The sequence below is a fragment of the Pseudoxanthomonas mexicana genome (assembly GCF_014397415.1).
Lineage (GTDB): Bacteria > Pseudomonadota > Gammaproteobacteria > Xanthomonadales > Xanthomonadaceae > Pseudoxanthomonas_A > Pseudoxanthomonas_A mexicana.
In genome coordinates this window covers 3261448-3287121 of the sequence record NZ_CP060731.1, presented here as the reverse complement: position 1 = coordinate 3287121, position 25674 = coordinate 3261448, and the positions used below count along the sequence as shown (strand labels likewise).

The following is a 25674-nucleotide window of genomic DNA, read 5'->3' as shown; positions in this document are numbered from 1 at the left end:
CATTCTGCCAGCCGGCGCGCGAAGATCAGAAGATCCAGGCGAAGACGAACAGGCCCAGCATCGCGAAGGCCAGGCCCAGCTTCAGCACCACGCCCAGCACGATGCCCAGCCACGTCCCCAGCCCGACCTTGGTGGCCTGGCGGAACTCGCGGCCGTGCCACAGTTCGCCCAGCAGCGCGCCGACGAAGGGGCCGGCCAACAGGCCGATGGGCATGAAGAACAGCCCGGCGAAGGTACCGATGACCGTGCCCAGCAACGCCTTGCGGCTGGCGCCCACGCGCTGCGCGCCGATGGCGGTGGAAACGATGTCCACCACGAAGGAAAGCGCCGTCAGCACGCCCAGCACGACCAGCGTGACCCAGCCGATCTGCTGGAAATCACCCGCCCAGGCGGCCAGCAGCATGCCCGCGAACACCAGCGGCAGGCCGGGCAGGGCGGGTAGCAGCACGCCGGCGATGCCGACCAGGATCAGCACGATGGCCAGGGCGTAATACAGGAACTGGATGTCCAATCAATTCTCCTACGGAATCAAGGGGTTGCCGGGGGCTTGACTTTATCGTCCGGGCGTTTGCATTTTCACAAATGCCGGGTTACTGTGCGGCCGCTGCCGTTGCCAAGGTCACCGTGAATCGTGGCCTGATGGGGTAGATCCATGATCCGCTGCATCCTTGTACCTCGCTTCCTCCTTGCAACCAGCCGCCCAGCAGGCGTATCCACCACCCGTTTCAAGGAGCAAGTAGATGTCTGATCGTGAAACCGGAACCGTGAAATGGTTCAACGATGCCAAGGGCTTCGGCTTCATCAGCCGCGAGAATGGTGAAGACGTGTTCGTGCATTTCCGCGCCATCCAGACCCAGGGCTTCAAGAGCCTCAAGGAAGGCCAGAAGGTCACCTTCACCGTCGTGCAGGGCCAGAAGGGCCTGCAGGCCGATGCGGTGCAGCCGGTCTGACCCGACCGCCGAACCGCGCATCCGCGCGTGCTCCACGAAAAAGCCCGGCATGCGCCGGGCTTTTTCTTTTCAGCGGTCCGGGGGTCAGCGGATGACCACGCGGCCGTTCTGGATGCGCACATAGGTGTTCTCGCGGACGCCACCCAGATCGTGCTGGTTGATGGTCACGCGACGGCCGTCGTCCATGCGCACGGTGATGTTGTAGGTATCGCCGGTGGTCCGGTTCTGGATCGCGTTGCCGGCCGCTGCGCCGGCGACCGCGCCGGCCACGGTGGCGACGTTCTTGTTGCCCTCGCTGCCGCCGGTACGATCGGAGATCTGGCGCCCGGCGACCGCGCCGACGATGCCGCCCAGCACCGCGCCGGTGGCCGACGGCGCGCTGCGGCCCGACGGGACCACGTCGATGCGCTCGACAATGCCGCAGTCGGCGCAGTAGCGGTTGGCCGGTGCGGTGTTGTAGCCGCCGCCGTAACCGCTGGAGTAACCGGGCGAGGTGCTGGCGCAGCCGGCGAGGGCGAGGGTGGCGGTCAGGCCGATGGCGATCAGACGCATGTTCATGGAGCCTCCTGGAGGGTGGGGCCGCCGACATGGCGCGGTCCCTTCACCGGCATGCTCCACACGGACGTGTGAACACCATGACAATCGGGCCGCTTGCGCGGCCCGGATGTCAGGTGCGATTCAGACCTGCGACACGCCTCAGCCGCGGAAGTCCTGATGGCAGGCCTTGCAGTCCGTGCCCACCTTCTCCACCAGCGCCCCGGCGGCGGCGCAGTCGGTGGGCGGCGCGTTCAACGCGGCATCCAGGTCGGCGCGGAACTGGCTGGTGTGCGTCTTGAAGCGGCTGTCGTCGGCGATGCCGGGGAACGCCATCTCCAGGTCGTTCGCCATCGCGCGCAGCGTGCGCACGTGCGGGATGGTGTCGGTGGCGGCGCAGCGGTTCTGCTTCACCTTGTCGGCCAGTTGGCCCGAATGCTTGGCCATCACCTGCATCACGCTGTCCGGGAACGGATCCTGCCGCGCCTGCAGTGCGCGCATCGCCATCACGGTGCAGATGGCGCCCACGACCAGGCCGATCAGGAACAGGAACAGGTAACGCGACGCGGCGGAAGGCTTCTTGGTCTCGGGCTGGCTGGCCATGCGGCGGGCTCCTTGTGGATGACGCGGCGATGGTACGACGGCCGTCACGGTTTGCGCCACGGCTTACACTGGTGGCATGAAGAAAGAACTCAGGGACCGGTTCGCCGGTATCGACAGGCTGTACGGCGTGGGGTCGGTGGAACGCCATGCGGCCGCGCGCGTGGCAGTAGTGGGCATGGGCGGCGTGGGCTCGTGGGTGGTGGAAGCCCTGGTGCGCTCGGGCGTGGGCCATCTCACCCTGATCGACGCCGACGACATCTGCGTGTCCAACACCAACCGGCAGTTGCCCGCGCTGGATGGCCAGTACGGGCGCAACAAGGCCGAGGCGATGGCCGAGCGTTGCCGTGCGATCAATCCGCTGGTCGAGGTGGACGTCATCCCGCAGTTCCTGACGGCGTCCAACATGGCCGACCTGCTGGATCGTAGTTTCGACCTGGTGCTCGATGCCTGCGACAGCTTCCGGGTGAAGGTGGAGATGATCGCGTGGTGCCGCCGCCGCAAGCTGCCCATCGTGGTCTCCGGCTCGGCCGGTGGACGCACCGATCCCACCCAGATCCGGCTGCGCGATCTCTCCCGCACCGAACACGACGCGCTGCTCGCCCTGGTCCGCAAGAAGCTGCGCGCGGAATTCAATTTTCCGAAGAACAAGGACCGCTACTTCGGCGTGCAGGCCGTCTACTCGCTGGAGAACGTCAAGTATCCGCAAGCCGATGGCACGGTCTGCGGCCTGCGCCCGCAACTGGGCGCGGATGCGGCGCTGAAACTGGACTGCGGCGTGGGACTGGGAGCGGCCACCCACATCACCGGCGCGTTCGCGTTCACCATGGTGGGCAAGGCGCTGGAGCTGCTGGCAAAAACGGCCAAGCGGGGCATCACGCCGGCGGAAGGTTGAACAGCCGTTCCGCGTTGCGCGTGGTGGCCTGTGACACTTCGTCGGCGGTGATCCCGCGCAGGCCCGCGATGACGTCGCGCACCACCGGCAGCCGGGCGGGTTCGTTGCGCTGTCCGCGGATGCCGGCATCGGGCTGGTCGGGCGCGTCGGTTTCCAGCAGCAGGTAGTCCAGCGGCATCGTGCGGGCGAGGGCGCGCAGGCGGTTGGCGCGCTCGTAGGTCACCGGTCCTCCCAGCCCGATCAGGAATCCCAGCTGCCACAGCTGGCGCGCCTGCTCCGGGCTGCCGGAGAAACTGTGCACCACGCCGCGCAGGCGGCCGACCCGCTTTACCGACGCGATCACGGCGTCCACCGCGCGCCGCGCATGCACGATCAGCGGCAGGTCGAACTCGCGCGCCAGCCGCAGCTGTCCCTCGAAGTAGCGGCGCTGTTCGTCTTCATCCAGACCTTCGACGAAGAAATCCAGTCCGCATTCGCCGATCGCCAGTGGGTGCTCCCGCTCGATCCATGCGCGCAGCGCGTCCAGATGCGCAGGCCGGTGTTCGGCCAGGTACATCGGGTGCAGTCCGTAGGCCGGGAACAGGCCCGCGTCGTGCGCGCAGACCTCGCGCAGTTTCGGCCAGCTCGAGGCGGCCACGGCCGGCACCACCTGCCGGGTCACGCCAGCGGCGCGTGCCCGCGTCAGCGCCGCATCGCGGTCGCCGTCGAACTCGGGCGCGTCGAAGTGGCTGTGGCTGTCGACCAGCATCACGTCAGCGACGGGCGTCCGGGGCCTCGAGCGAGGACGGCGGATCCTTGCGGCGCTTCCAGTTGGCCAGCAGCAGGGTGCCCAGGCCGAACAGGATCTCGTCCACGAACGGGACCGGATCGGGCAGGAACAGGGTCACCACGAACAGTGCGGCGGTGATCTTGAACAGGGTGGGATAGCGCAGCTTGCGCGCCCAGTCGAGGAGAGGCAGGAGAACGGGATTGGGCATGACGCAGGCACTCGACCGCGGTGGAATGGCATCACGCTAACATGATCATCGCCTGACGGAATCGTTCATTTTCCGTTGGTTTTCGTGGCCTTGTCCGGGTACTTGGTTCAGGTTCGCAGTGGTGCAATGATGACCAATGTGAATCGGGGTCAGCCCGACTTGGAGGCAGCGATGAAGAGCAATACCACTACGATCCTGGTCGCCGTCGGCGCGCTGCTGGTGGGCGGTGTGGCCACCGCGGCTTTCCTCAAGGGCGGCGACAAGAGCCCCACAGCGCAGGACGGCCTGGTGACCGCCGCCGACGGCGCGCTGGTCGCCGATGATGCCGCGGCCACCGACAATCAGCTGCCGGTCGGCACCCTGCAGTACGCCGAGGTGGTGAAGGCCGAGCCGATCACCAGTTCGGAGAAGCTTTACGCGACCGTCATCGGCACCGAGCCGGTGCGCGAAACCACCACCACCAGCACCCCGCGCGAAGTCTGCGAAGACGTGGTCGTGCAGGAGCGCCTGCCCGAACGCGACGGCAACGCCGGCGGCACGGTCGCAGGCGCGGTGATCGGCGGCCTGCTTGGCAACCAGGTGGGCGGCGGCAGCGGCAAGAAGGCGGCCACCGTGGCCGGTGCCGTGGCGGGCGGCGTGATCGGCAACCAGGTGGACAAGCGTCACGTGGGCGGCAAGGTCGTCAACCGCACCGAGCGCCAGTGCCACACCGAGAACGCGACCTCCGAGTCTTCGCGCGTGACCGGTTACAACGTCACCTACCGCAACCCGGACGGCACCACCGGCACCATGCGCATGGACAGCAAGCCGGGCACCCGCATCGCCATGGGCACCACGGACAAGGTGATCGGCTACGACGTGACCTACCGCTTCGAGGGTCAGGACAAGACCATCCGGATGGACCAGAAGCCGGGCGAGCGCCTGCCGGTCATCGACGGCCAGGTCGTGACCCAGACCGCCAGCGTGGACGCGCCCGGGCAGGGCTGAAGCCCGGGGTCCCGCCCGGACCTGCATTTCAACGTGGCACCCCTCGAAGGCCGGCGTTTCGCCGGCCTTCGCTTTGCGGACTGGCGCTTACCCGCGCGGGGGCCACCGCATACAATCGCCGGATACCTCAAACGCCGGTTGAAGCACGATGGCTCTGAACCCGTACGACCTGTTCGATGTCCGTTCCCTGCTGAGCGAAGAGGAGCGCGCCGTCCAGGACGCCGTCGCCCGTTTCACCGACGAGCGCGTGCGGCCGATCATCGGCGACGCCTTCGACCAGGGCCGTTTCCCGAAGGAACTGGTGCCGGAGATCGCCGAACTCGGCCTGCTCGGCTCCTCCCTGCCGGAGAAGTACGGCTGCGCCGGCCTCAACGCCGTCAGCTACGGCCTGATCTGCCAGGAACTTGAGCGCGGCGACAGCGGCATCCGCAGCTTCGTCAGCGTGCAGTCCTCGCTGTGCATGTATCCCATCTACGCCTACGGCAGCGAGGAACAGCGCCAGCGCTGGCTGCCGGACATGGCCGCCGGCAAGGTGATCGGCTGCTTCGGCCTGACCGAGCCGCACGGCGGCTCCGACCCGGCCAACATGAAGACCCATGCGCGCCGCGATGGCGACGACTGGGTCATCAACGGCTCCAAGATGTGGATCACCAACGGCAACCTGGCCGACATCGCGATCGTCTGGGCGCAGACCGACGACGGCATCCAGGGTTTCCTGCTCGAGAAGGGCATGGCCGGCTTCACCGCGCAGGAGATCAAGCACAAGATGAGCCTGCGTGCGTCGGTCACCAGCGCGCTGTTCTTCGACAACGTGCGCGTGCCCGACAGCAGCCGCCTGCCGAACGTGAAGGGTTTGAAGGGCCCGCTGGGCTGCCTGACCCAGGCGCGCTACGGCATCACCTGGGGCCCGATCGGTGCCGCCATCGCATGCCTCGACGAAGTGCTGGCCTACACCAAGGAACGCATCCTCTTCGACCGCCCGGTGGCCGCCACGCAGAGCGCGCAGATCAAGATGGCCGAGATGGCCCGCCGCATCACCCTGGCGCAGCTGCTCTCGCTGCAGCTGGGTCGGCTGAAGGATGCCGGCACCATGGCGCCGCAGCAGGTGTCGCTGGCGAAATGGAACAACTGCCGCATGGCCATCGACATCGCGCGCGAATGCCGCGACCTGCTGGGCGGCGCCGGCATCACCACCGAGCATGCCGCCATCCGCCATGCGCTCAACCTGGAGTCGGTCATCACCTACGAGGGCACGGAAACCGTGCACCAGCTGGTGATCGGCCGCGAACTGACGGGCATCAACGCGTTCTGACGCCGTCCGCTCCCGCGCGTGGGCGCGGGTGCAGCGAAGTCGAGCGTCGCCGCTCGTCGTGTCCGGTTTTCTGGTGGGATGGTGTGGCGTCGATGGACCTTTCCGATCTCCAGCTTGAAACTCCACGCCTGTTGCTGAGGCTGCCGCGACGGGACGATTACGAAGCCTGGGCGGCGTTCGGTGCCGATGAGGAAGCCACGCGCTTCATCGGCGGCAAGCAGGCCCGCTCGCCTGCGTGGCGGAGCCTCGCCGCGACGCTCGGCAGCTGGCACCTGCAGGGGTTCGGCATGTTCTCGGTAATCGAGAAGGCGACCGGTCGCTGGGTCGGCCGGGTCGGGCCATGGCAACCGGAGGGCTGGCCGGGCACCGAGGTGGGCTGGAGCATCGCGCGCGAAGCCTGGGGCAGGGGCTATGCGCCCGAAGCCGCCGCGGCCAGTACCGATTGGGCGTTCGATCACCTGGGCTGGAGCGAGGTGATCCACACCATCGATCCGGACAACGCCAATTCCAAGACGGTGGCCGCCAAGCTGGGTTCGGCCTATCTGCGCATGGACCGCCTGCCCGAACCGCACCACGAGAAGCCGGTCGAAGTCTGGGGCCAGACGCGCGCGCAGTGGCAAGCGCGAAAGGCCGTGCATCCGTGACGTCCACGTCCGCACTGCATGCAGGCCTGCACCATGCCCTGCCGCAGATGGCGCGGACCTTCCGCGATCCCTGGTGGATCATCGGCAGCGCCGCGCTGGCGCTGGCCGGAGTACCCGGTATCGAGCCGCAGGACATCGACGTGCTCTGCAGCCGGCAGGACGCGCTGCGCTTGCGCGAGACATGGGCCGACCATGCCGATGCGGCTTACCGACCCGCGGACGAAACCCGCTTCCGTTCCACCTTCGCGCGTTTCGCACACCTGCCGATGCCGGTGGAAGTCATGGGCGGGCTGGAGCTGATGACGGAGGCCGGATGGCAGCCCGTACGGGTGAACCATGACATGCGCGTCGATGCCGCAGGCATCGCCGTGTGCATCCCGACGCTGGAAGAGCAGCGCCGCATCCTGCGCGCATTCGGACGTGACAAGGACCTCGCCAAGGCCGCCCGCATCGCCCTTCCGGAGCATCCGCATGTCGCCTGATCCCGTCACCGTCCATGGCATGTCCACCTCGGGCAACTGCCACAAGGTGCGCCTGCTGCTCGAGCAGCAGGGCCGGCCCTACACGTGGATCGAAGTTGACAGCGCCCACGGCGGCACCCGCACGCCTGAATACCTGGCGAAGAACCCGAACGGCAAGGTCCCGATGCTGGAGCGCGCCGATGGCGCCATCCTGGTGGAGTCGAACGCCATCCTCTGCTGGCTGGCGGAGGGCAGCACCTACCTGCCGGCCGATGCGTGGCAGCGTGCGCAGGCGCTCAGCTGGCTGTTCTTCGAGCAGTACAGCCACGAGCCGTACATCGCCGTCGCGCGCTTCATCCGCGGCTGGACACCGCTGGATTCGCCGCGCCGTGCCGACCTGCCGCGCCTGCACGAGCGGGGCATGCAGGCGCTGGCGGTGATGGAGAAGTACCTCGCGCAGGCAGCGTGGTTCACCGGTCCTGCGTACGGCGTGGCCGACATCGCACTGTTCGCCTACACCCACTGCGCGGGAGAGGGCGGTTTCGACCTGGCCGCGTTTCCCCATATCACCGACTGGCTGGCGCGGGTGCGCGCGCAGCCGGGTTTCGTTCCCATGCCCGGCGTGAGCGACGATGTCGCCGTGCGCCTGGCGTCCTCCTGATCCGAGCGAGCACATGACGTCGAAAGCGATCCCCGCACGCATGAAGGGCCTGAACCGGGCCGAGATCTGCGACCAGAATTTCATCGAATTCGTGAAGGAGTGGGACGGCCCCGTGCGCAGCGCGCCGGCCGCCACCGATCCCGTGCTGCCCGGCAGTGCGCTGGATGCGCGCGGCTTCGTCGAACTGCTGGAGTCGCAGCTGATCAGCCGCCACCTGGACCTGATGGCGCGTGTGCTGCGCGTGCAGAACAAGGTCTTCTACACCATCGGCTCCAGTGGACACGAAGGCAACGCGATGGTCGCGCGGCTGGCGCGCCACACCGATCCCGCTTTCCTGCATTACCGCAGCGGCGGCTTCATGGCCGAACGGTTCCGCAAGCTGCCGGGCATGGACCCGGTGATGGACTCGGCCCTCAGCTTCGCCGCGAGCGCCGAGGACCCGGCCTCCGGCGGCCGCCACAAGGTGTGGGGCAGCAAGCCGTTGTGGGTGCTGCCGCAGACGTCGACCATCGCCTCGCACCTGCCGAAGGCGCTGGGTACCGCGGTGGCGATCGAACAGGCGCGCCGCATCGGCCATGCGCTCCCGATCCCCGAGGACAGCATCGCGATCTGTTCGTTCGGCGATGCGTCCTCCAACCATGCCACCGCACAGACCGCGTTCAATGCGGCGGCATGGACGGCTTACCAGAAACTGCCCGCGCCGGTGTTGTTCGTCTGTGAGGACAACGGCATCGGTATTTCGGTGAAGACGCCCGACGGCTGGATCGGCCGCAACTTCCGCGATCGCGCGGACTTGGACTACTTCCACGCCGACGGCCTGGACCTGGCGGCCGGCTATGGCCAGGTGCAGGCGGCCGTCGAGCATTGCCGCCGTACGCGCCGGCCGACGTTCCTGCACCTGCGCACCACCCGGATCATGGGTCACGCGGGTACCGATTTCGAGATCGAGTGGCGTCCGCTGGAGGAGTTGTGCGCGGTCGAGGCGACCGACCCGCTGCTGCGCTCGGCGGCGATCGCGCTGGAATCGGGACTGCTGACGAAGGACGCGCTGCTCGGGCTGTACGAGGCCACGCGCGCGCGCTGTTTCGCCGCGGCCGAGGACGCCGACCGCCGGCCGCGCATCACCACGCTGGAACAGGTGATGGCGCCGCTGGCGCCGTATACCCCCGATGCGGTGGCGGCCGAGGCGGCACGCACGGCGCCGCATGAAAAGCGCGTGGCCGCGTTCGGCAGCGAGGACAAACTGCCGGAGAAGCTGCCGCCCAGGCATCTTGCCATCCAGATCAACAACGCGCTGCACGACCTGTTCTGCAAGTACCCTGAAACGCTGCTGTTCGGCGAGGATGTGGCGCAGAAGGGCGGCGTGTACACGGTGACCAAGGGCCTGCAGAAGGCGTTCAAGGGCAGCCGCGTGTTCAATACGCTGCTGGACGAGACCATGATCCTGGGCCTGGCCCAGGGTTATGCCAACATGGGCATGCTGCCGCTGCCGGAGATCCAGTACCTGGCGTACTTCCACAACGCCTGCGACCAGATCCGCGGCGAAGCCGCCAGCCTGCAGTTCTTCAGCAACGACCAGTACCGCAACCCGATGGTCGTGCGCATCGCCGGCCTGGGCTACCAGCGCGGCTTCGGTGGGCATTTCCACAACGACAACTCGATCACCGCCCTGCGCGACATCCCGGGCCTGGTCGTGGGCTGTCCCTCGCGCGGCGACGACGCGGCCACCATGCTGCGCACGCTGGCCGCGCTGGCGAAGGTGGACGGGCGCGTCACCGTCTTCCTGGAGCCGATCGCGCTGTACATGACCAAGGACCTGCACGAGGCCGGCGACGGCCAGTGGCTGTTCCCGTATCCGCCGCAGGATGAGGCGATGCCGCTCGGCGAAGGTCGCGTGTACGGCGGGGATGCGGACGACCTGGTTATCTTCACCTACGGCAATGGCGTGCCGATGAGTCTGCGCGCCGCGCGCACCATCGAGGGGAGGCACGGCTGGAAGGTGCGCGTGGTCGACCTGCGCTGGCTGGTGCCGCTCAACGAGGGTTTCATCGCGGCGCAGGCGAAGACGGCCAAGCGCATCCTGGTGGTGGACGAAGGCCGGCACGCCGCAGGCGTCGGCGAGGGCGTCATCACGGCCATCGCCGAAGCGGGCCACCATGCGCGTCCGTTCCAGCGCGTGGTGGGTGCCGACACCTACACCCCGCTGGCGGGCGCGGCGTTCCTGGTGCTGCCCGGCGACGAGGACATCGTCGCGGCGGCGGACAGGCTGGCATGATCGCCATTCCCCTTCACTGAGGAATGGATATGCCCACGCTCCGGATCGGCCTCGTCATCGGCAGCCTGCGCGCCGGTTCCTTCAACCGCCAGTTGGCCGACGCCGTGCGGACGCTGGCGGGCGACCGCTTCGTCTTCGAGGAGATCGGCATCGGCGACCTGCCGCTGTACGACCAGGACGACGATGCGGCGTTTCCCGCTGCCGGCCTGCGCTTCAAGCAGCAGGTGGAGGCCTGCGACGCGCTGCTGTTCGTCACGCCGGAGTACAACCGTTCCATTCCCGGCGTCCTGAAGAACGCCATCGACATCGGGACGCGTCCCGGCGGCAGCAACTCCTTCGCGGGCAAACGCGCGGCGATCATCGGCACGTCGCCGGGAGCGCATGGCACGGTGTCGGCGCAGCAGCACCTTCGCAACGTGCTGTCCGCCGTGGACCTGGCGGTCCTTCCGCAGCCGGAAATCGCCATCCAGTATCGCGAAGGCCAGATCGACGCCGATGGCAACGTCAGCGACGAACGCCTGCGCAAGCGCCTGCAGCTGTTCCTTGACCGCTTCGAGGCCTGGCTGGCCGCGTAGCGGGGCATGCGCCCCGTTCCGGGCGGGGGCCTCTGCTCACCCCGCGGCCTAGGGGCGCAGGAGTGCCAGCCCGTCGCGCAGCCGCTGCAGGGGAGGGCGGGTCGCCGGTGCGTCGTCGGCCAGGGTGCGGGCCAGGGCGCGCCGGAAGGGCGTCAGGTGTCGCCCCGCGCGCAGCACCGTTTCGCGCACCATGCGCGCGGGCGCACGATCGTTGGTGTAGAGCTCCACGATCGCCCGGGTGGCCAGGTACAGCGGCCGCGTGCCCCGGCGGTGTCGCCGCTCGTAGCGGGCCAGGCCTTCGGCGCATCCCAGGTCGCCACCGCAACGCACGGCCTGGCGTGCCATGTCCGTCAGCCGCGCCACGCTGTCCAGGCCCAGGTTGAAGCCGTGCGCGGTGACCGGGTGCATGCCGACCGCCGCATCGCCGGCGAGGGCGAAGCGGCGTGCGACGAAACGTCGCGCGTAAACGCCGACCAACGGATACACGTGGCGGCTGCTTTCCAGCCGCATGTGGCCCAGCCTATGGCCATAGCGCTGCTCCATTTCGTGGGCGAACGCGTCGACGTCCAACGCGGCAAGGCGCCTGGCCGCGCTGTCCGGCAGGGTGACCACGACCGAGGCCTGGTGCTCCTGCAGCGGCAGCAGGGCCAGCGTCTGTCCCTGGCCGAACCATTCCCACGCCACGCCCTGGTGCGGCTGCTCGTGGTGCATGCGGCACACCAGCATGCTCTTGCCGAAATCGTACTGGTCCGCGCCGATGCCCATCGCACGGCGCGTCTCCGAGAACCGGCTGTCGGCGGCCACCAGCAGCGGCGCCTCCAGTCGCAGGCCGTCGCCCAGGGTCACGCAGGCGTGGTCGTCGGTGGTGCGGACCGCATGCACGCGTGCGCCATCGAAGAAATCCAGTCCGGGCATGTCGCCCACCGCCTTCCACGCCGCCTCGCGAATACGCTGGTTGGGCACCAGCATGCCCAGTTCGGACTTGCCTGCCAGCGCGGCATCGATGCGCATGTCGTGCAGGCAGTCGCCTTCCATCACCCGCGCGGCGCGCAGGGGCGACGCGGCGTCGTCGGGCAGGTGCTGCCAGATGCCGAGATCGCGCAGTTGCCGGATCGAGGCGTGCGTGAGGGCGATCTCGCGCCCGTCGAAGGCGGGTTCGGCGATCGCGGCACGCGCCTGACGCTCCACCAGCGCCACCTTCAGATCGAGGTCGCACAGTGCCTTGGCTAGGCACAGGCCGGCCGGGCCGGCGCCGATGATGATGACGTCGTGATGCATGCGCATGCCTTCTGCTGCGGAGGTTCCGGGCAGTCTAGGCAGCTACGCGCGAACGGCATTGACGTGGATCAATCCCGGCGCGGTTGTCCCTCAGCGGCGCAGGCCGTCGTACAGGGGCAGCCGTTCCAGTGCGTGGCCCTCGGCGGACAGGCCGGTGCCCGTATGGTCCAACGGCATCACGGCCAGCAGCAGCGTGTGCGCGTCATCGGGCGCCGCGCACACCACCTCGCCCACGTCCTGCGCCTCGTGGCGAACGGCGGCTCCGGCCACGACAGGGCCCGCGGCGGCGAAGCATTGCAGCGAGCGCTTCGCCTTGCCGAGGAAATGCGTGCGCGCCACGATTTCTTGCCCCGGGTAACAGCCTTTCTTCACGCTGTAGGCGGCCAGTCGGTCCAGCGCCAGTTGCTGCGGCGTCCACTGCTCGCGCTGGGAAGCCGGCAGGCGGGGCAGGCCGTGGCGCAGGTCCGACACCTGCCATGCGAGACGCGCAGCCTCGTCGTCCGGCGCCGCGCTGCCGATCCGCAACGTGCGCGGACCGCCATCGCCCCCCATGTCCAGTTCCACGGCGTCGCCCACGGTACCCAGCAGATGGCCTTGCGCGTGCGCGGGCGCGGCGTGGGCGCCACTGATGGCCCTGTCCGCGGGGACTTCGATCTTCAACTTTCGTCTAAACACGAAACGCCGCAGCGCTTCGGCGAACGGGTCGGCGGGATGGTCGGGCAGCACCAGCCACACGCGGTCCTCGGCTGGCCTGGCCAGTGCGAACACCGCGATCACGCGCCCTTTGGGCGTCAGCCACGCGTTCCACTGCCAGCATCCCGGCGCCAGCGCGGCGACATCGTTGGCGAACTGGGCGTGGGCGAAAGCCACGGCATCCGGGCCTTCCAGCGTCACCAGCGCATGGTCGGGCAGGCTGAAAACCGGCGGAGTGGTAGGGGAAAGGTTGTAAGCCAAGGGGGCGAGGATTAAAATTTTGTGCGTTGCGAGACCACCATGATAGGTCAAACACCCCCGACTCCCGACCCCGATCCCGGAACACAGCCGTCCGATACCTCACCGCCGACACCGGGCGAAGGGGCTGCAGACACGGCCGTGCAGAAGGAGATCGGCGGCCGCGACGGGCCCGAGCCCACGCGTTACGGGGATTGGGAAAAGAACGGGCGCTGCATCGATTTCTGAGCAGTGCGCGTAAAGCCAACGCGGTCCTGACCGCCCAGCCGAGACAACGAGCGCAACGCAATGGCGACTCCACAACGTCCGCTTTCCCCCCATCTGCAGGTCTACCGTTGGCAGATCCAGATGGTGACTTCCATCCTGCATCGCGCCACCGGCATCGTCCTGGCCGCGGGCGCCCTGCTGATCACGGCGGGCCTGGTGGCGCTGATGATCGGCCCGGATGCCTGGAACTGCTTCACCGGACATGCGGGCGCGTGGTACGGCCAGTTGTTCCTGTTCGGCTGGACCTGGGCCTTCGCCTACCACCTGTGCAACGGCATCCGCCACATCGTGCAGGACTTCGCCATCGGCTACCGCATCGCCACGTTCGTGCGCAACAGCTGGCTGTCGGTGATCGGCAGCCTGGTCATCACCGCCCTGGTGTGGGGCTACGTACTGCTGGGAGGTGGCGCATGAGCGACTTCCGTACCCCCATCAAGAACGCGCGCGGCCTCGGCTCGGCGAAGACCGGTACCGAACATTTCGTCCACCAGCGCCTGACCGCCACCGCACTGGTCGCGCTGACGATCTGGTTCCTGGTGTTCGTGCTGAGCCTGTCCGGCGCCGACTACGTCACCGCCACGGCGGCCATCGCCAAGCCCTGGAACGCCATGCTGCTGGTCGGCTTCCTGGTCGCCATGTTCTGGCACGCCCAGCTCGGCCTGCAGGTCGTACTGGAAGACTACGTGCACAACTCGCTGCTCGCCCTCGCGGTGCAGACCACCGTCAAATTCATCGCCGTGCTGGGCGCCATCGTGAGCGTCTTCGCCGTGGCCCGCATCGCGCTGGGGAACTGAGCCACATGTCCGCTTACAAGATCACCGAACACAAGTACGACATGGTCGTGGTGGGCGCCGGCGGCGCCGGCCTGCGCGCGACCTTCGGCCTGGCCGCCAAGGGCCTGCAGACCGTGTGCCTGACCAAGGTCTTCCCGACCCGCTCGCACACCGTGGCGGCGCAGGGCGGCATCTCCGCCGCGCTGGGCAACATGGGCGAGGACGACTGGCGTTACCACTTCTACGACACCATCAAGGGCTCGGACTGGCTGGGCGACCAGGACGCCATCGAGTACATGTGCCGCGAGGCCATCCCGGCCATCATCGAGCTGGAGCACTACGGCGTGCCGTTCTCGCGCACCGAGGACGGCAAGATCTACCAGCGTCCCTTCGGCGGCATGACCACCAGGTTCGGCGAAGGCCCGCCGGCGCAGCGGACCTGCGCCGCGGCCGACCGTACCGGCCACGCCATGCTGCACACGCTGTACCAGCAGTCGCTGGCGCACGATGCGCGCTTCATGGTCGAGTACTTCGCGCTGGACCTGATCTTCGACGAAGAGGGCGCCTGCCGCGGCGTGCTCGCCCTGGACATGGCCACCGGCACGCTGCACCTGTTCCGCGCCCACGGCGTGGTGCTGGCCACCGGCGGCTACGGTCGCGCGTACTTCTCGGCGACGTCCGCCCATACCTGTACCGGCGACGGTGGCGGCATGGTGATGCGCGCCGGCCTGCCGATGCAGGACATGGAGTTCGTGCAGTTCCACCCGACCGGCATCTACGGCGCGGGCTGCCTGATCACCGAGGGCGTGCGCGGCGAAGGCGGCATCCTGCGCAACAGTAACGGCGAGCGCTTCATGGAGCGTTATGCGCCGCACTACAAGGACCTGGCCTCGCGCGACGTGGTCAGCCGCTCGATGACCATCGAGATCCGCGAAGGCCGCGGCGTCGGCGAGCACAAGGACCACATCCTGCTCGACCTGACCCACCTGGGCCCCGAAGTCATCAACGAGAAGCTGCCCGGCATCGCCGAGAGCGCCCACATCTTCGCTGGCGTGGATGTGACCAAGCAGCCCATCCCGGTCATCCCGACCGTGCACTACAACATGGGCGGCATCCCGACCAACTACCATGGTGAAGTGGTGCGCAAGGTCGGCGACAACCCGGACGCGGTCGTGCCGGGCCTGTACGCGATCGGCGAAGCCGCCTGCGTGTCCGTGCACGGCGCCAACCGCCTGGGTTCGAACTCGCTGCTGGACCTGGTGGTGTTCGGTCGCGCGGTGGCCAACCGCTGCGCCGAGACGATCAAGAGCGGTTCGTCGCACAAGCCGCTGGCGGGTGACGCCTGCGACAAGGCGCTGTCGCACCTGGACAAGCTGCGCAACGCCAATGGCGATACGCCCACGGCGGTCATCCGCGACAACATGCAGCGCACGATGCAGGCCGACGCCGCCGTGTTCCGCACCAGCAAGACGCTGAAGGAAGGCTGCGACAAGATGGCAGACATCTTCTCCAGCTTCCAGGACGTGAAAGTCAGCGACCGTTCGCTGGTCTGGAATTCGGACCTGATCGAAACCTACGAGTTGCACAACCTGCTGCTCAATGCCGTGGCCACGATTAATTCGGCCGAACAGCGCCACGAGAGCCGCGGCGCGCACGCGCACGAGGACTTCCCGGAGCGCGACGACGTCAACTGGCAGAAGCACACGCTGGTCAATGTGGCCGACGACGGCACCTGCAGCTTCGATTCCCGCCCCGTGCACATGTACACGCTCAGCAAGGACGTGGATGTGGTGCCGCCCAAGCCGCGCGTTTACTGAGCCGGGAGACCCGACACATGGCTGAATTTTCCCTCCCGAAGAACTCGCGCATCACCCAGGGCAAGCACTTCCCCGCGAAGGGCGCCAAGAACGTGCGCACCTTCAAGGTGTATCGCTGGAACCCGGACGACGGCGCCAATCCGCGCACCGACACCTACGAGATCGACCTCGACAAGTGCGGTCCGATGGTCCTGGACGCGCTGATCAAGATCAAGAACGAGATCGATCCCACGCTGACGTTCCGCCGTTCGTGCCGCGAGGGCATCTGCGGTTCGTGCGCGATGAACATCGACGGCACCAACACGCTGGCCTGCACCAAGGCCATCGGCGACTGCACCAAGGCGGAAGTGCCGATCTATCCGCTGCCGCACATGGACGTGGTGAAGGATCTGGTTCCGGACCTGACCCACTTCTACGCGCAGTACGCGTCGATCAAGCCGTGGATCCGCACGCAGACCCCGGCACCGCCGGATCGCGAGCGCCTGCAGTCGCCGGAAGACCGCAAGAAGCTGGACGGCCTGTACGAGTGCATCCTGTGCGCGTGCTGCTCGACCAGCTGCCCCAGCTATTGGTGGAACGGCGAGCGCTACCTGGGCCCGGCGATCCTGCTGCAGGCCTACCGCTGGATCATCGACTCGCGCGATGAGGACACCGGCGCACGTCTGGACGATCTGGAAGATCCGTTCAAGCTGTACCGCTGCCACACCATCATGAACTGCGCCCGCACCTGCCCGAAGGGTCTGAACCCGGCGCTGGCGATCGCCGAGATCAAGAAGCTGATGATGGCGCGTCGCGCCTGATCGCATGGGTGCCGCACCTGCCACGGCGATCCTCTGGCCCGCGGTGGCGATGGCCGGCCTGACCTTCCTGGTGTGGGTCAGGCTGTACCAGTTGCGCCTGGGTGAGATGGCCCGCAAGCGCATCCACGCGCAGGCCTTGGCGAACGCGGCCGATTCGGTGCGCCTGCTGTCCGATACCCGCGCGTCGGACAACTTCCGCAACCTGTTCGAGCTGCCGGTGCTGTTCTACGCCGGCGTGCTGCTGGCGGCACACATCGGCGTGTCGGACATGGTCTCGCTTGCCCTCGCGTGGGCCTTCGTCGGGTTGCGTGCCGTGCACAGTGCGGTCCACTGCACCTTCAACCACGTCATGACCCGCTTCGTCGCCTATGCACTGGCGACACTGGTACTGATCGCCTTCTGGGCGCGCCTGGCCTTCGCACTGGCGGCGGCATGAGCGACGATCCCGAACTCAAGCGCATCCGCTGGCGCTGCCGGCGCGGCATGCGCGAACTGGACCAGTTGTTCGATCGCTACCTGGCGCGCTGCTGGGCGACCGAATCCGAGCCGCAGCGGGTGGTTTTCCTACGCCTGCTCGATTGCGAGGACGATAAGCTCTGGCGCTGGTTCATGGGCTACGAGCACTGTCCCGATGCGGAACTCGCCGCGCTGGTCGAACGGATCCGTCAACTGCCGGCTTGAGTGGCGTCCCTCGCGCCTGCTGCAGGCGGTGCTGATCCTGCTGGGGGTGCTGGGTGCGGTCTCCGTCCTGGCGAGCGAAATGCCCCGTCCATGGGCCTGGCCTGTCGCGGTAGCGGCGCTGGCTTGGGGCGGATGGCAGGCACGCAGCGAGGGGAGGAGGCCTCGGCGCGCCTTTTGGTTTCCGGGAAACGACCGCCTGCCCACCGTCGACGGTACGCCGATGCAGGACGCGCACGTCCTCTGGCGTGGCCCGCTGGCGTTCCTGCGGTGGCGCGAGGGTGCAGGGCAGCACTGGCGGCATGCGGCGTGGTGGCCCGACACGCTGCCGGCACAGCAGCGGCGTGAACTCCGGCTTGCTGCGGGCGCCGGGGACGCTGGGCGGCACCGGGGGGATCGGGCACCATAGGCGCATGTTCAAGCCCATCCCCGTCGCCATCGGCCTGCGCTATCTCCGCGCCAAGCGCCGCAACGGTTTCATCTCCTTCATCTCGCTGGCCTCGGTCGTCGGCATCGCGCTGGGCGTGATGATCCTGATCACCACGTTGTCGGTGATGAGCGGCTTCCAGCGCGAGATCCGCGATCGCCTGCTGCAGGCCACCGCGCACGCCACCGTGATGGGGGCGGGCGAGGCCATGCAGGACTGGCCCCATGCCACCAAGATCGCGATGGATGATCCCCGCGTGGTGGGTGCGGCCCCCTTCATCCACGTGCAGGCCATGCTCACCGGCAACGCGGACCCGCAGGGCGCGCTGGTCACGGGCATCCTGCCGGGCGAGGAGCCCAAGGTTTCGGTGATCGGTAGCAAGATGAAGGCCGGCACGCTGGATTCGCTGAAGCCGGGCGAGTTCCACATCCTGCTGGGACAGGAACTGGCGGCTTGGCTGCGGGTCGGTGTGGGCGACAGCGTGGTGGTCACCGCTGGCGACTTCCAGGGCACGCCCATGGGCGCGATGCCCAAGATCAAACGCTTCACCGTCACCGGCATCTTCGCGGTGGGCCACAACGACGTGGACCGCAACCTGGCGCTCGTGCACATGGGCGACCTGCAGCGCGTGCTGCGGATGGGCGAGGGCGTCACCGGCGTGCGCCTGAAGCTGCACGACATGTACCAGGCGTGGGACGTGGCGCGGGATCTCGCGCTGCGGCTGCAGGGGCCGTACCGCATCAGCGACTGGACCAGCGAGAACGCCAACCTCTACCACTCGCTGAAGATGGAGAAGACGGTGATGGGCATCCTGTTGTCCTTCATCATCCTGATGGGCGCATTCTCGCTGGTGAACTCGCAGGTGATGCTGGTCACCGACAAGCAGGCCGACATCGCCATCCTGCGCACGCTGGGCCTGACGCCGCGTGGGGTGATGCAGGTCTTCATGGTGCAGGGCGTGCTGATCGGCGTGATGGGCACGGTGCTGGGCGTGATCGGTGGCATCTTGCTGACGATCAATCTGGAGCACATCCTCGCGGCCATCGAAGCCGTGTTCAACGTCACCCTGCTGCCGTCGGATGTCTACTACATCACGGGCCTGCCCTACGAACTGGATGCGGGCGAGGTGGTACTGATCGCAGCGGTCGCGCTGACCATGAGCTTCCTGGCTACGTTGTATCCCGCGTGGCGCGCCGCCCGCACACAGCCCGCGGAGGCGCTGCGCTATGAATGAGTCCATCCGTTCCGCGGTCATCCACGCCGAAGCGCTGGGCAAGATCTACGCCGAAGGCAAGCTGCGCACGCCCGTATTCGATGGCCTCGAACTGAACGTGCAGCCCGGCGAGACCGTGGCCATCGTCGGTGCCTCGGGCGCCGGCAAGAGCACGCTGCTGCATCTGCTGGGCGGCCTGGACACGCCCACGTCCGGTGAGGTCTACGTAGCCGGCAAGAAGATGTCGTCGCTGTCGGACGCCGCGCGCGGGCAGCTTCGCAATACGTCGCTCGGCTTCGTCTACCAGTTCCATCACCTGCTGCCCGAGTTCACCGCGCTGGAGAACGTGATGATGCCGGTGATGCTGGGCGGCGCCGCCACGGCCGACGCCGCCGCGCGCGCGAAGGCATTGCTGGAGTCCGTGGGCCTGGGGCACCGCCTCGAGCACAAGCCCGGCGAGCTGTCCGGCGGTGAAAGGCAGCGCGCCGCGGTCGCCCGTGCCCTGGTCAACCAGCCGGCCTGCGTGCTCGGCGACGAACCGACCGGCAACCTGGACGAGAAGACGGCGGCGACGGTGTTCGACCTGATGCTGGAACTCAATCGCGCGCAGAAGACCAGCCTGGTGTTGGTAACCCACGACCGGCGCCTGGCACGCCGGCTGGACCGGGTGCTTGAGCTGCACGAGGGCAAGTTGCGCGAGCTGGCGCCCGACGCGGTGTGAGCGGGCGCAGACTTGTCAGCCGTCCGATGCGTCAGTCGTCCGCACTCACCCCGGTGTGAACGGAGCTAAGCCGGCCCGGGAAGCGGATTCGGCTTGAAAGAAGTGCTAGGCGGCATTAGTAGGCGCCGCCGTCCTGTCTAAAGAAGACCAGGTCCTGGCGAATCTTGTCGTGCGCCACGTCCTGAGTACGGGCAAAGCCAATTCGCCCGTCATGCCGAATGGTTGTAGCCCGACGCAAGTAGCCTGCGAGAGCGTCACGCTCGGCAGCAGGGTTGAAGATGATCTGGTCGCCCTGCAGTTGCCAAGAGCCTGTCGCCTCTCCGTAGACACCCAAGCATCCCTGCCAGTCGCTAGCAAAGGTCCCATCGGGGCGAAGGGTGATGTATACCAAGCGGCCAAGGCCGTCACCGCTGTAGTAGGTGCCGGCCAATTCACTGACATGCGTGCGCACGGTTGCATCTGTGGCGCAGCCAGTGAGGAACGTAAGGAGCATTGCTACTACTGCGATTATCTTTGACATGCCGCCTGACGCCTGAGTTAAGCCGGCCCGCCCATTGCGGTGCCGGTCGGTCCGAGACCGCGAGGCGTGCTCGGCATGAACGAATTGTTAGACCTGCTGCGGTATTGGTAAGCCGTTTGGGTTGCGGTCAATGATCTCTATTGCTTTTGAGATGTCGTAGCCGATTAGAAATCCAGTGTTGTAAGCCACGGTCATTTCTGTGTGATCGCCATCAGGGTCAATGACTTGCTCAAATTCAATCTTGAACTTTGAAACGATGCCCGCAACTTTAAAGTCGGTCTTGCTAGGTGGTTGGAACACAATTGGACCGCCGGAGAAGCCGGGATTATTCAGTGCATCAACGTACATGCGAGGAACTCCATCATCTCCAACAAAAGCGGAAGAGAGGATGCCTTTCTTGACGAATGGGCATGGCCTGCCATTCATGGAATTTCCAGCATCCGTCCACATCTTGTACGGATATCCGACGAAATAGACATCTTGGCTGATCGCCATGTCTTTAGAACTTGGTTCAAGGAACAGTTCTTTTGTGCACAAAAGTACATTGGCTCGGAAGACAGCAATGTCTGTCTCTCCGCTGCCGAGTCCGATTAGCTCAACTTCAATATCAACCCATTGGCGATTGAAGAAGAACTTGATCGTTCTTTGATTGCTTGAATCGACTAGGTGTCTGGCGGTGACAAGGTACTGCTTGTCATTGTGATCAATAGCGAAGGCGGTTCCGTAGTCTGCGGCTTTGATAAAGAAGACGCGGTTGTAGACGTTCGAGGTAATCATCAGCAGGTCTAACGCCTGAGGTAAGCTGCGCTGCGAAGCGGCGTCGGCTTGGGCGAATTGTTAGCCGTCGGCTGCTTTTAGCTGTAGCACTTCGCCAAGGAGTAGATACGTATTTAGGAAAAGGGACTGCGCTTCTTCCGCGGTGACATCGGCATGGACTCCAGTCGACACGCGCTCATAGAGGTTTGACAGGTTCTGCCTGATCCGTTGCCTCCTGGTAGAGCTAGATGTTCTTAGCGCGACGAAAGCATTGATGCGATTCTGATACTTTCCTGGCCCAAGCGATATTTGATTGCCGCCTAACTCGATAGTCTCTTCGGATGGCGGAAAAATAGAGTCAGCGAAAGAGTCAATGATACGACGGCAGGTGGTAAGAGCTTGGCTCACGGATTCGGGGTCACCCTCAGCGAGCCGGCTCATGACGGAAGGAATCTTCTCCAACACCGGCCCGCAGTGTTCGGCAAGCAGTACGTCAATACCATTCTGCCAGCGCTCGAAAATAGACTCAGCTAATGTTTCAAACTGCTTCTCGTAGAACACTTCAGAGACGAACGAGTGCAGTTGCCCAAGTACTTTTGAGCGAATTCCAGCCAGTCGTGAAACAGTCTTGGAGATGGCTGACATCGAATTGGTGACGTTTGTTATGGCGAGGTTCGCGTAATCTCCGGCCACGTCGGGGGTGCGCATGGACGCCAGTTGCCCTGTGTATGTGGCAATGGTCGACTCTTGCTGGGCTAGCGGGCCGTAGTAGCCTTCCTTCTTCTCGTAGTCAGTCCAGCGATCGGTCACGCCCATGTACTTGAGCGAAATAGGGTCAGTGCTGTTGTAGCCGGTCATCTCGAACCGAAGCCACGTCCTGACCTCGTCGGAGCCAGCTAGCCGTGCGAGCCTCGACGCCTTGAGAATGAGTTGCTCGGCCTGGAGGCGACTGAGTTCAATATCGTCCAAGAGCTCTCCGGAGAGCTCAAGCACATGCTTTGACTTGCTTTGAGTAGCCACGGAGCCCCCTACGACGGCTAACACCTGAGTTAAGCCGACCCGCGAAGCGGGTCGGCTTGAATGAATTGTTAGGCGGCAGCTTACGCCACAACTGCCTTCACGCGAATAGGAGCAAGAAAATCCTCCGCATCTTGAAGGGCATGGCAGGCTGGTACAATTTCCCCTGATGCGAACAGTCGTTGAGCGCGCTGCAACGCCTCGCGGACGTTGGCTATGACAGCGACTATGGCAGGCCTACCATCAAGCTCTTCGATTCTGACAAGGCCATACTCGACGCAGGCAAACGCAAAGCTGAGATCCATCTCATCTTCGGGCGGGAAGTCAGGTGCATAGCCAACCATGTAGGCGATTCTGTTGAGTACATCGTCCTTGGTCTTACAGCCAAACCGCTCCAGCCGTGACGGCTTTTTCTTCCACAGGCCGAACATGCTTCACCTGCCGCCTAACGCCAGAATTAAGCCGACCCGCGAAGCGGGTTCGGCTTGAATGAATTGTTAGGCATTGGCGGCGGCCTTGAAGATGCCAGGGCTAACCTGCACAGCGATTGGCTCAAACAAGGTCACGGAGTTGGATTTGGTGAAGAGCCCCTGCCGCTTGATGACATATGGGATGTAAACGAACCTTGAGAAATCCTTGCTCTCAAGAAGTACGCGTATGCCGTCCGGAGCGGGCGGGTCGTACTCATGTGGGATGTCCACGTTTGCTGCTAGAGCGGCTGCGGCAATGGAGCCCTCGGTGGCGCTGGAAGTAAAAGCCTCTCCAAGAAGGCGATAGATATCTTGTGCGGCAGAACGCTCCTCGCCGTTGTAACCGCCGGCAGCAGTCACCTTGCCGTCAAGGCCGAGCGTGGCGCCAAATGGATGAAACTCACCAGATTTGGTGAGCATGCTTTTGCCGAAATCGATGCAGTACGTCAGAAGCTCATGTAGTTTTTCTGGAGATGCTGTCATGTTTGTTCCAATGCCTAACACCTGAATTAAGCCGACCCGCGAAGCGGGTTCGGCTTGAATGAATTGTTAGGCCTTGAGTGCACCATAAGTCAGCCCGGAAAGCACGAAGACCAAGAAGATTGTGGCCGCAACGTAGAGTAGCCGAAAGCAGCTGTCTCCTAGCGCATTGAGGTGAGCGTCGTCGATCTCTCGATACGCACGCTGTGTAACGAATCTGGTCGCCGGAGCGGAAAGGGAGGGCTCGGAGAGTGAGTCTGGCGCGATCTCGGCCCAGGTGCTCGGGTGCCTTTGCCGCAGGTAGCTGTTTAAGCGGCTAGAGCAATGGATGGATGCCGCGAATGCAGGCAGGACCGCGAGCGCGGAAAGCAGGAATACGATGCTCACGAACGTTTCCATCAAGGCCTAACACCAGAATTAAGCCGACCCGCGAAGCGGGTTCGGCTTGAATGAATTGTTAGGGGGCAGGCCGATCAAGCTTGGCCATGTCCGCTTGCGTGTAGAACTTGAGGCGCTCAACGCGTTGCCCGTTGAGTAGGTCCAAAGAGGGGCCGTAGTCGTACCCGGGTGACTCAGCTGTTCCGGACAAGCCGTGTACACGAACAATGTCATATCCGTCGCAAAAGTAGATGGTAGTGCCGCCATCTGATGGGGCAAACGGCGCCTCTGGGCAGTCAGGGCGCCCGCCAGAAAGAATGGTCTCGTAACTCCTCCAAGCCGATTTGACGATTGATGCTTGTTCTGGCGTTACGGCCGACAGATCAATACCAAAATTCTCGTCTTTGTCTGAAATGATCTTCACGGAGCCCGGCAGGCGACGCTTGGAAGGATTGGTAGGCAAGCCCGTATCCGGATTTTCTATGTGCTCGCCGCCTCCCAGCTCCTGCGATACGGCGCGAGAGGGAAGCTCCTGCGAGCATGCGGTCGCGACTGAAGCCGCCAACAAGAAGCCACACGTGCGAATGAACTCCATCCTGCCCCCTAACACCAGAATTAAGCCGACCCGCGAAGCGGGTTCGGCTTGAATGAATTGTTAGGGGGCGGCTACGGCGCGTTGAGCCCGGACAGCTCAATCACGTACGAGCGTCCCCCGACCGTACTGAACTCTACGCGGCAATCGTACGCTACGTTGCCGCCAGGCTCAGGCAAAGGACCGCGAACCCGGTAGTTGGCGACGGCCGAGTCCAGCAGGCTGGTCTCGAAGCCTTCCTTGACCAACAGGGCCGGAAGAGCAGAAGCCAACTGCTGCACACCCAAGGCGCCTTCTCCGGCCAAGGGCGGCCGCGACGTGCCAGCAAGGAGATCCACGGCGACGGAACCGCCGGCAGCAACGACCGAGCGCGCGAAGTGATTAATGCCGTAATCGCCGGCCCAGTAGTTGAGCGTGCTGGCGAACTGATGGCAGACGTTGTGCGCCACTGATTTCAGTGGTTTCAGCGACGATGACACTCTCCAAGCCCCCTAACTAACTAGTAGACCCCAAAACGGGGTAATAGCGCCGAGTATTCAGGTCGTGCCGTTGGGCGTCAATCGGGGTTTTCCTATGCGAGTTCAATGCCTTGCCTGATGGCGGGCGTTGCCGGCGGGTGCGAGGGTGGTCGCGTTATTCGCAGGGAATGCGGCGGTCATGGAATATCAGCCGAAGGTCGGGGCGGTATCGGAGGCGGGCGAGGGTGGGGTGCGTGGGCGCTTGCTGGAGGACGTTGTCCGGCGTTTGCGGGTCGGTCATTACAGTTTGCGTACCGAGCGTGCGTATCTGGGATGGATACGGCGGTTCATCCTGGCCAATGGGACACGTCATCCCCGTGAGTTGGGGGCGACGCACGTCGAGGCGTTCCTGACCGGTCTGGCGGTGGAGGGGCACGTGGCGGCCAGCACACAGAACCAGGCCCTGTCGGCCCTCCTGTTCCTCTATCGCGACGTGCTGGGCATGAAGCTGGCCTGGATGGACGACGTGGTGCGCGCCAAGCGGCCGCGGCGCGTTCCCACGGTCCTTTCGCAAACCGAAGTGCGGACATTGCTGGCCAACATGGAGGGGCGGATGGCGGTGCTGGCGCGGCTGCTGTACGGCACCGGGATGCGGCTGATGGAAGGCGTCCGCCTGCGGGTGAAGGACGTGGATTTCGCCCGCAACGAGATCACGGTGCGGGAGGGCAAGGGCGGCAGGGATCGCCGGACCGTGTTGCCGGCGTCGCTGGTGCCGGCGTTGCAGGCGGAGGTGGAGCGCGTACACGTCCTGCACCAGTGCGATCTCGGGCGGGGCGCGGGCGAGGTGTGGCTGCCGCATGCGCTGTCGCGCAAGTATCCCAAGGCGGCAAGGGAACTCGGGTGGCAGTACGTGTTCCCTGCGCGGAACCTGAGCCTGGACCCGCGCGATGGCCGGTGGCGGCGGCATCACCTGGACGAGGCGATGCTGTCGCGGGCGCTGAAGCGTGCGCAGCTTGCCGCGGGCATCAACAAGCCGGTGACGGCGCATACGCTGCGCCATTCCTTCGCCACCCATCTCATCGAGGCAGGCTACGACATCCGCACCGTGCAGGAACTGCTGGGGCACAAGGACGTCGCCACCACCCAGATCTACACCCATGTGCTGAACCGCGGCGCAGGAGCGGTGCTCAGCCCGCTGGACCGCTGA

The 25674-nt window shown here is 65.6% G+C and carries 33 protein-coding genes; 19 read left to right on the top strand and 14 right to left on the bottom strand.

Translation table 11 applies throughout. The features are described 5' to 3' along the window. Positions 1–25 precede the first annotated feature (25 nt). Positions 26–511: a DUF456 domain-containing protein gene (locus tag IAE60_RS15370; RefSeq protein ID WP_187572919.1), complete on the bottom strand. Its 486-nt coding sequence runs from the start codon at positions 509–511 to the stop codon at positions 26–28. 229 nt (positions 512–740) lie between these two features. On the opposite strand from IAE60_RS15370, the gene IAE60_RS15365 reads away from it, so the two are divergent. Continuing rightward, complete coding sequence (locus IAE60_RS15365; RefSeq protein ID WP_108765608.1) at positions 741–950, top strand: cold-shock protein; 210 nt, start codon at positions 741–743, stop codon at positions 948–950. A gap of 84 nt (positions 951–1034) precedes the next feature. Here the strand turns inward: IAE60_RS15365 and IAE60_RS15360 are convergent, their stop codons facing one another. Together IAE60_RS15360 and IAE60_RS15355 are read right to left on the bottom strand one after the other, a co-directional pair. Next, a complete protein-coding gene (locus IAE60_RS15360) occupies positions 1035–1508 on the bottom strand; it encodes a glycine zipper 2TM domain-containing protein (RefSeq protein WP_162109223.1) in 474 nt (157 codons plus the stop codon). Between the two features lie 138 nt (positions 1509–1646). Continuing rightward, positions 1647–2087, bottom strand: coding sequence for a cytochrome c (locus IAE60_RS15355; protein WP_162109222.1), 441 nt, complete (start codon positions 2085–2087; stop codon positions 1647–1649). A gap of 76 nt (positions 2088–2163) precedes the next feature. Here IAE60_RS15355 and IAE60_RS15350 point away from each other — a divergent pair, with 76 nt between their 5' ends. After that, positions 2164–2979 carry a tRNA threonylcarbamoyladenosine dehydratase gene (locus IAE60_RS15350; RefSeq protein WP_187572918.1) on the top strand — a complete coding sequence of 272 codons (816 nt, stop codon included), beginning with the start codon at positions 2164–2166 and terminating at the stop codon, positions 2977–2979. Here the strand turns inward: IAE60_RS15350 and IAE60_RS15345 are convergent. Together IAE60_RS15345 and IAE60_RS15340 are read right to left on the bottom strand one after the other, a co-directional pair. After that, the gene (locus IAE60_RS15345) at positions 2960–3727 is read right to left on the bottom strand and encodes a TatD family hydrolase (protein WP_187572917.1); all 768 of its coding nucleotides are present in this window, start codon (positions 3725–3727) and stop codon (positions 2960–2962) included. The two genes, IAE60_RS15350 and IAE60_RS15345, sit on opposite strands and share 20 nt — an antisense overlap. A gap of 4 nt (positions 3728–3731) precedes the next feature. Next, positions 3732–3956, bottom strand: a complete 225-nt coding sequence (locus IAE60_RS15340; protein ID WP_185896455.1) for a DUF6116 family protein — start codon at positions 3954–3956, stop codon at positions 3732–3734. A 171-nt stretch (positions 3957–4127) separates the two neighbouring features. On the opposite strand from IAE60_RS15340, the gene IAE60_RS15335 reads away from it, so the two are divergent. The 7 genes from IAE60_RS15335 to IAE60_RS15305 all read left to right on the top strand — a co-directional run bounded on the left by IAE60_RS15335 (position 4128) and on the right by IAE60_RS15305 (position 10871). Continuing rightward, positions 4128–4943, top strand: a complete 816-nt coding sequence (locus IAE60_RS15335) for a glycine zipper 2TM domain-containing protein (protein WP_162109218.1) — start codon at positions 4128–4130, stop codon at positions 4941–4943. 148 nt (positions 4944–5091) lie between these two features. After that, positions 5092–6255, top strand: a complete 1164-nt coding sequence (locus tag IAE60_RS15330; RefSeq protein ID WP_162109217.1) for an acyl-CoA dehydrogenase family protein — start codon at positions 5092–5094, stop codon at positions 6253–6255. A 92-nt stretch (positions 6256–6347) separates the two neighbouring features. After that, positions 6348–6899 carry a GNAT family N-acetyltransferase gene (locus tag IAE60_RS15325; RefSeq protein ID WP_187572916.1) on the top strand — a complete coding sequence of 184 codons (552 nt, stop codon included), beginning with the start codon at positions 6348–6350 and terminating at the stop codon, positions 6897–6899. Next, positions 6896–7381, top strand: coding sequence for a nucleotidyltransferase family protein (locus IAE60_RS15320; RefSeq protein ID WP_187572915.1), 486 nt, complete (start codon positions 6896–6898; stop codon positions 7379–7381). The genes IAE60_RS15325 and IAE60_RS15320 overlap by 4 nt, the downstream gene beginning before the upstream one ends. Beyond that, positions 7371–8021 carry a glutathione S-transferase family protein gene (locus tag IAE60_RS15315; RefSeq protein WP_187572914.1) on the top strand — a complete coding sequence of 217 codons (651 nt, stop codon included), beginning with the start codon at positions 7371–7373 and terminating at the stop codon, positions 8019–8021. Before IAE60_RS15320 ends, IAE60_RS15315 begins: the two co-directional genes overlap by 11 nt. 13 nt (positions 8022–8034) lie before the next feature. Continuing rightward, positions 8035–10296: a thiamine pyrophosphate-dependent enzyme gene (locus IAE60_RS15310; RefSeq protein WP_187572913.1), complete on the top strand. Its 2262-nt coding sequence runs from the start codon at positions 8035–8037 to the stop codon at positions 10294–10296. A gap of 29 nt (positions 10297–10325) precedes the next feature. After that, a complete protein-coding gene (locus tag IAE60_RS15305; protein WP_187572912.1) occupies positions 10326–10871 on the top strand; it encodes an NADPH-dependent FMN reductase in 546 nt (181 codons plus the stop codon). A gap of 48 nt (positions 10872–10919) precedes the next feature. Here IAE60_RS15305 and ubiM read toward each other — a convergent pair whose 3' ends face one another. Both ubiM and ygfZ read right to left on the bottom strand, forming a co-directional pair. Continuing rightward, a complete protein-coding gene (gene ubiM, locus IAE60_RS15300) occupies positions 10920–12149 on the bottom strand; it encodes a 5-demethoxyubiquinol-8 5-hydroxylase UbiM (RefSeq protein ID WP_187572911.1) in 1230 nt (409 codons plus the stop codon). A 90-nt stretch (positions 12150–12239) separates the two neighbouring features. Beyond that, on the bottom strand, positions 12240–13103 hold the full coding sequence (gene ygfZ, locus IAE60_RS15295) for a CAF17-like 4Fe-4S cluster assembly/insertion protein YgfZ (protein WP_244966588.1): 864 nt from the start codon (positions 13101–13103) through the stop codon (positions 12240–12242). A 39-nt stretch (positions 13104–13142) separates the two neighbouring features. Between ygfZ and IAE60_RS18970 the strand changes: the two genes are divergently transcribed. The 9 genes from IAE60_RS18970 (at position 13143) to lolD (ending at position 19796) form a co-directional block, all read left to right on the top strand. Beyond that, complete coding sequence (locus IAE60_RS18970) at positions 13143–13328, top strand: DUF1674 domain-containing protein (RefSeq protein ID WP_162109210.1); 186 nt, start codon at positions 13143–13145, stop codon at positions 13326–13328. Between the two features lie 60 nt (positions 13329–13388). Further along, a complete protein-coding gene (gene sdhC / locus IAE60_RS15285) occupies positions 13389–13781 on the top strand; it encodes a succinate dehydrogenase, cytochrome b556 subunit (RefSeq protein WP_187572910.1) in 393 nt (130 codons plus the stop codon). Then, positions 13778–14161, top strand: coding sequence for a succinate dehydrogenase, hydrophobic membrane anchor protein (gene sdhD, locus IAE60_RS15280; RefSeq protein WP_142124151.1), 384 nt, complete (start codon positions 13778–13780; stop codon positions 14159–14161). The genes sdhC and sdhD overlap by 4 nt, the downstream gene beginning before the upstream one ends. Before the next feature lie 5 nt (positions 14162–14166). Beyond that, positions 14167–15957 carry a succinate dehydrogenase flavoprotein subunit gene (gene sdhA, locus IAE60_RS15275; protein WP_185896445.1) on the top strand — a complete coding sequence of 597 codons (1791 nt, stop codon included), beginning with the start codon at positions 14167–14169 and terminating at the stop codon, positions 15955–15957. Positions 15958–15974: 17 nt separating this feature from the next. Next, complete coding sequence (locus IAE60_RS15270) at positions 15975–16757, top strand: succinate dehydrogenase iron-sulfur subunit (RefSeq protein ID WP_162109202.1); 783 nt, start codon at positions 15975–15977, stop codon at positions 16755–16757. Between the two features lie 4 nt (positions 16758–16761). Then, complete coding sequence (locus IAE60_RS15265; RefSeq protein WP_187572909.1) at positions 16762–17193, top strand: MAPEG family protein; 432 nt, start codon at positions 16762–16764, stop codon at positions 17191–17193. Next, entirely contained in the window at positions 17190–17438 is a 249-nt protein-coding gene (locus IAE60_RS15260; RefSeq protein WP_162109200.1) for an FAD assembly factor SdhE, read from the top strand. The genes IAE60_RS15265 and IAE60_RS15260 overlap by 4 nt, the downstream gene beginning before the upstream one ends. Before the next feature lie 410 nt (positions 17439–17848). Next, positions 17849–19096: a lipoprotein-releasing ABC transporter permease subunit gene (locus IAE60_RS15255; protein WP_187572908.1), complete on the top strand. Its 1248-nt coding sequence runs from the start codon at positions 17849–17851 to the stop codon at positions 19094–19096. After that, positions 19089–19796, top strand: a complete 708-nt coding sequence (lolD, locus tag IAE60_RS15250; protein ID WP_187572907.1) for a lipoprotein-releasing ABC transporter ATP-binding protein LolD — start codon at positions 19089–19091, stop codon at positions 19794–19796. Before IAE60_RS15255 ends, lolD begins: the two co-directional genes overlap by 8 nt. Before the next feature lie 115 nt (positions 19797–19911). On the opposite strand, the gene IAE60_RS15245 is transcribed toward lolD, so the two are convergent. The 7 genes from IAE60_RS15245 to IAE60_RS15215 all read right to left on the bottom strand — a co-directional run bounded on the left by IAE60_RS15245 (position 19912) and on the right by IAE60_RS15215 (position 24488). Next, positions 19912–20316, bottom strand: coding sequence for a hypothetical protein (locus IAE60_RS15245; protein ID WP_187572906.1), 405 nt, complete (start codon positions 20314–20316; stop codon positions 19912–19914). A gap of 87 nt (positions 20317–20403) precedes the next feature. Then, complete coding sequence (locus IAE60_RS15240) at positions 20404–21093, bottom strand: S1 family peptidase (protein ID WP_187572905.1); 690 nt, start codon at positions 21091–21093, stop codon at positions 20404–20406. 60 nt (positions 21094–21153) lie between these two features. Then, a complete protein-coding gene (locus IAE60_RS15235) occupies positions 21154–22041 on the bottom strand; it encodes an AbiTii domain-containing protein (protein ID WP_222937153.1) in 888 nt (295 codons plus the stop codon). A 131-nt stretch (positions 22042–22172) separates the two neighbouring features. After that, positions 22173–22520, bottom strand: a complete 348-nt coding sequence (locus tag IAE60_RS15230; protein ID WP_187572903.1) for a hypothetical protein — start codon at positions 22518–22520, stop codon at positions 22173–22175. A 66-nt stretch (positions 22521–22586) separates the two neighbouring features. Beyond that, positions 22587–23042 (bottom strand): hypothetical protein, encoded by a 456-nt coding sequence (locus IAE60_RS15225; protein ID WP_187572902.1) that lies wholly within the window; start codon positions 23040–23042, stop codon positions 22587–22589. Between the two features lie 454 nt (positions 23043–23496). Continuing rightward, complete coding sequence (locus tag IAE60_RS15220) at positions 23497–24012, bottom strand: hypothetical protein (protein WP_187572901.1); 516 nt, start codon at positions 24010–24012, stop codon at positions 23497–23499. A 71-nt stretch (positions 24013–24083) separates the two neighbouring features. After that, on the bottom strand, positions 24084–24488 hold the full coding sequence (locus IAE60_RS15215) for a hypothetical protein (RefSeq protein ID WP_222937151.1): 405 nt from the start codon (positions 24486–24488) through the stop codon (positions 24084–24086). A gap of 178 nt (positions 24489–24666) precedes the next feature. On the opposite strand from IAE60_RS15215, the gene IAE60_RS15210 reads away from it, so the two are divergent. After that, complete coding sequence (locus tag IAE60_RS15210; RefSeq protein WP_187572899.1) at positions 24667–25674, top strand: integron integrase; 1008 nt, start codon at positions 24667–24669, stop codon at positions 25672–25674.

Excerpts from the sequence above, each read along its gene's own strand:
- IAE60_RS15255 (WP_187572908.1), top strand. The coding sequence starts at position 17,849 with ATGTTCAAGCCCATCCCCGTCGCCATCGGCCTGCGCTATCTCCGCGCC.
- IAE60_RS15305 (WP_187572912.1), top strand. The coding sequence starts at position 10,326 with ATGCCCACGCTCCGGATCGGCCTCGTCATCGGCAGCCTGCGCGCCGGT.
- ubiM (WP_187572911.1), bottom strand. The coding sequence starts at position 12,149 with ATGCATCACGACGTCATCATCATCGGCGCCGGCCCGGCCGGCCTGTGC.
- IAE60_RS15225 (WP_187572902.1), bottom strand. The coding sequence starts at position 23,042 with ATGACAGCATCTCCAGAAAAACTACATGAGCTTCTGACGTACTGCATC.
- IAE60_RS15330 (WP_162109217.1), top strand. The coding sequence starts at position 5,092 with ATGGCTCTGAACCCGTACGACCTGTTCGATGTCCGTTCCCTGCTGAGC.
- IAE60_RS15270 (WP_162109202.1), top strand. The coding sequence starts at position 15,975 with ATGGCTGAATTTTCCCTCCCGAAGAACTCGCGCATCACCCAGGGCAAG.
- sdhD (WP_142124151.1), top strand. The coding sequence starts at position 13,778 with ATGAGCGACTTCCGTACCCCCATCAAGAACGCGCGCGGCCTCGGCTCG.
- IAE60_RS15355 (WP_162109222.1), bottom strand. The coding sequence starts at position 2,087 with ATGGCCAGCCAGCCCGAGACCAAGAAGCCTTCCGCCGCGTCGCGTTAC.
- IAE60_RS15350 (WP_187572918.1), top strand. The coding sequence starts at position 2,164 with ATGAAGAAAGAACTCAGGGACCGGTTCGCCGGTATCGACAGGCTGTAC.
- IAE60_RS15365 (WP_108765608.1), top strand. The coding sequence starts at position 741 with ATGTCTGATCGTGAAACCGGAACCGTGAAATGGTTCAACGATGCCAAG.
- IAE60_RS15230 (WP_187572903.1), bottom strand. The coding sequence starts at position 22,520 with ATGTTCGGCCTGTGGAAGAAAAAGCCGTCACGGCTGGAGCGGTTTGGC.
- sdhC (WP_187572910.1), top strand. The coding sequence starts at position 13,389 with ATGGCGACTCCACAACGTCCGCTTTCCCCCCATCTGCAGGTCTACCGT.
- IAE60_RS15240 (WP_187572905.1), bottom strand. The coding sequence starts at position 21,093 with ATGATTACCTCGAACGTCTACAACCGCGTCTTCTTTATCAAAGCCGCA.
- IAE60_RS15245 (WP_187572906.1), bottom strand. The coding sequence starts at position 20,316 with ATGTCAAAGATAATCGCAGTAGTAGCAATGCTCCTTACGTTCCTCACT.
- IAE60_RS15210 (WP_187572899.1), top strand. The coding sequence starts at position 24,667 with ATGGAATATCAGCCGAAGGTCGGGGCGGTATCGGAGGCGGGCGAGGGT.
- IAE60_RS15315 (WP_187572914.1), top strand. The coding sequence starts at position 7,371 with ATGTCGCCTGATCCCGTCACCGTCCATGGCATGTCCACCTCGGGCAAC.
- IAE60_RS15260 (WP_162109200.1), top strand. The coding sequence starts at position 17,190 with ATGAGCGACGATCCCGAACTCAAGCGCATCCGCTGGCGCTGCCGGCGC.
- IAE60_RS15265 (WP_187572909.1), top strand. The coding sequence starts at position 16,762 with ATGGGTGCCGCACCTGCCACGGCGATCCTCTGGCCCGCGGTGGCGATG.
- IAE60_RS15220 (WP_187572901.1), bottom strand. The coding sequence starts at position 24,012 with ATGGAGTTCATTCGCACGTGTGGCTTCTTGTTGGCGGCTTCAGTCGCG.
- IAE60_RS15335 (WP_162109218.1), top strand. The coding sequence starts at position 4,128 with ATGAAGAGCAATACCACTACGATCCTGGTCGCCGTCGGCGCGCTGCTG.
- IAE60_RS15325 (WP_187572916.1), top strand. The coding sequence starts at position 6,348 with ATGGACCTTTCCGATCTCCAGCTTGAAACTCCACGCCTGTTGCTGAGG.
- lolD (WP_187572907.1), top strand. The coding sequence starts at position 19,089 with ATGAATGAGTCCATCCGTTCCGCGGTCATCCACGCCGAAGCGCTGGGC.
- IAE60_RS15340 (WP_185896455.1), bottom strand. The coding sequence starts at position 3,956 with ATGCCCAATCCCGTTCTCCTGCCTCTCCTCGACTGGGCGCGCAAGCTG.
- IAE60_RS15310 (WP_187572913.1), top strand. The coding sequence starts at position 8,035 with ATGACGTCGAAAGCGATCCCCGCACGCATGAAGGGCCTGAACCGGGCC.
- IAE60_RS15360 (WP_162109223.1), bottom strand. The coding sequence starts at position 1,508 with ATGAACATGCGTCTGATCGCCATCGGCCTGACCGCCACCCTCGCCCTC.
- IAE60_RS15345 (WP_187572917.1), bottom strand. The coding sequence starts at position 3,727 with ATGCTGGTCGACAGCCACAGCCACTTCGACGCGCCCGAGTTCGACGGC.
- IAE60_RS18970 (WP_162109210.1), top strand. The coding sequence starts at position 13,143 with ATGATAGGTCAAACACCCCCGACTCCCGACCCCGATCCCGGAACACAG.
- sdhA (WP_185896445.1), top strand. The coding sequence starts at position 14,167 with ATGTCCGCTTACAAGATCACCGAACACAAGTACGACATGGTCGTGGTG.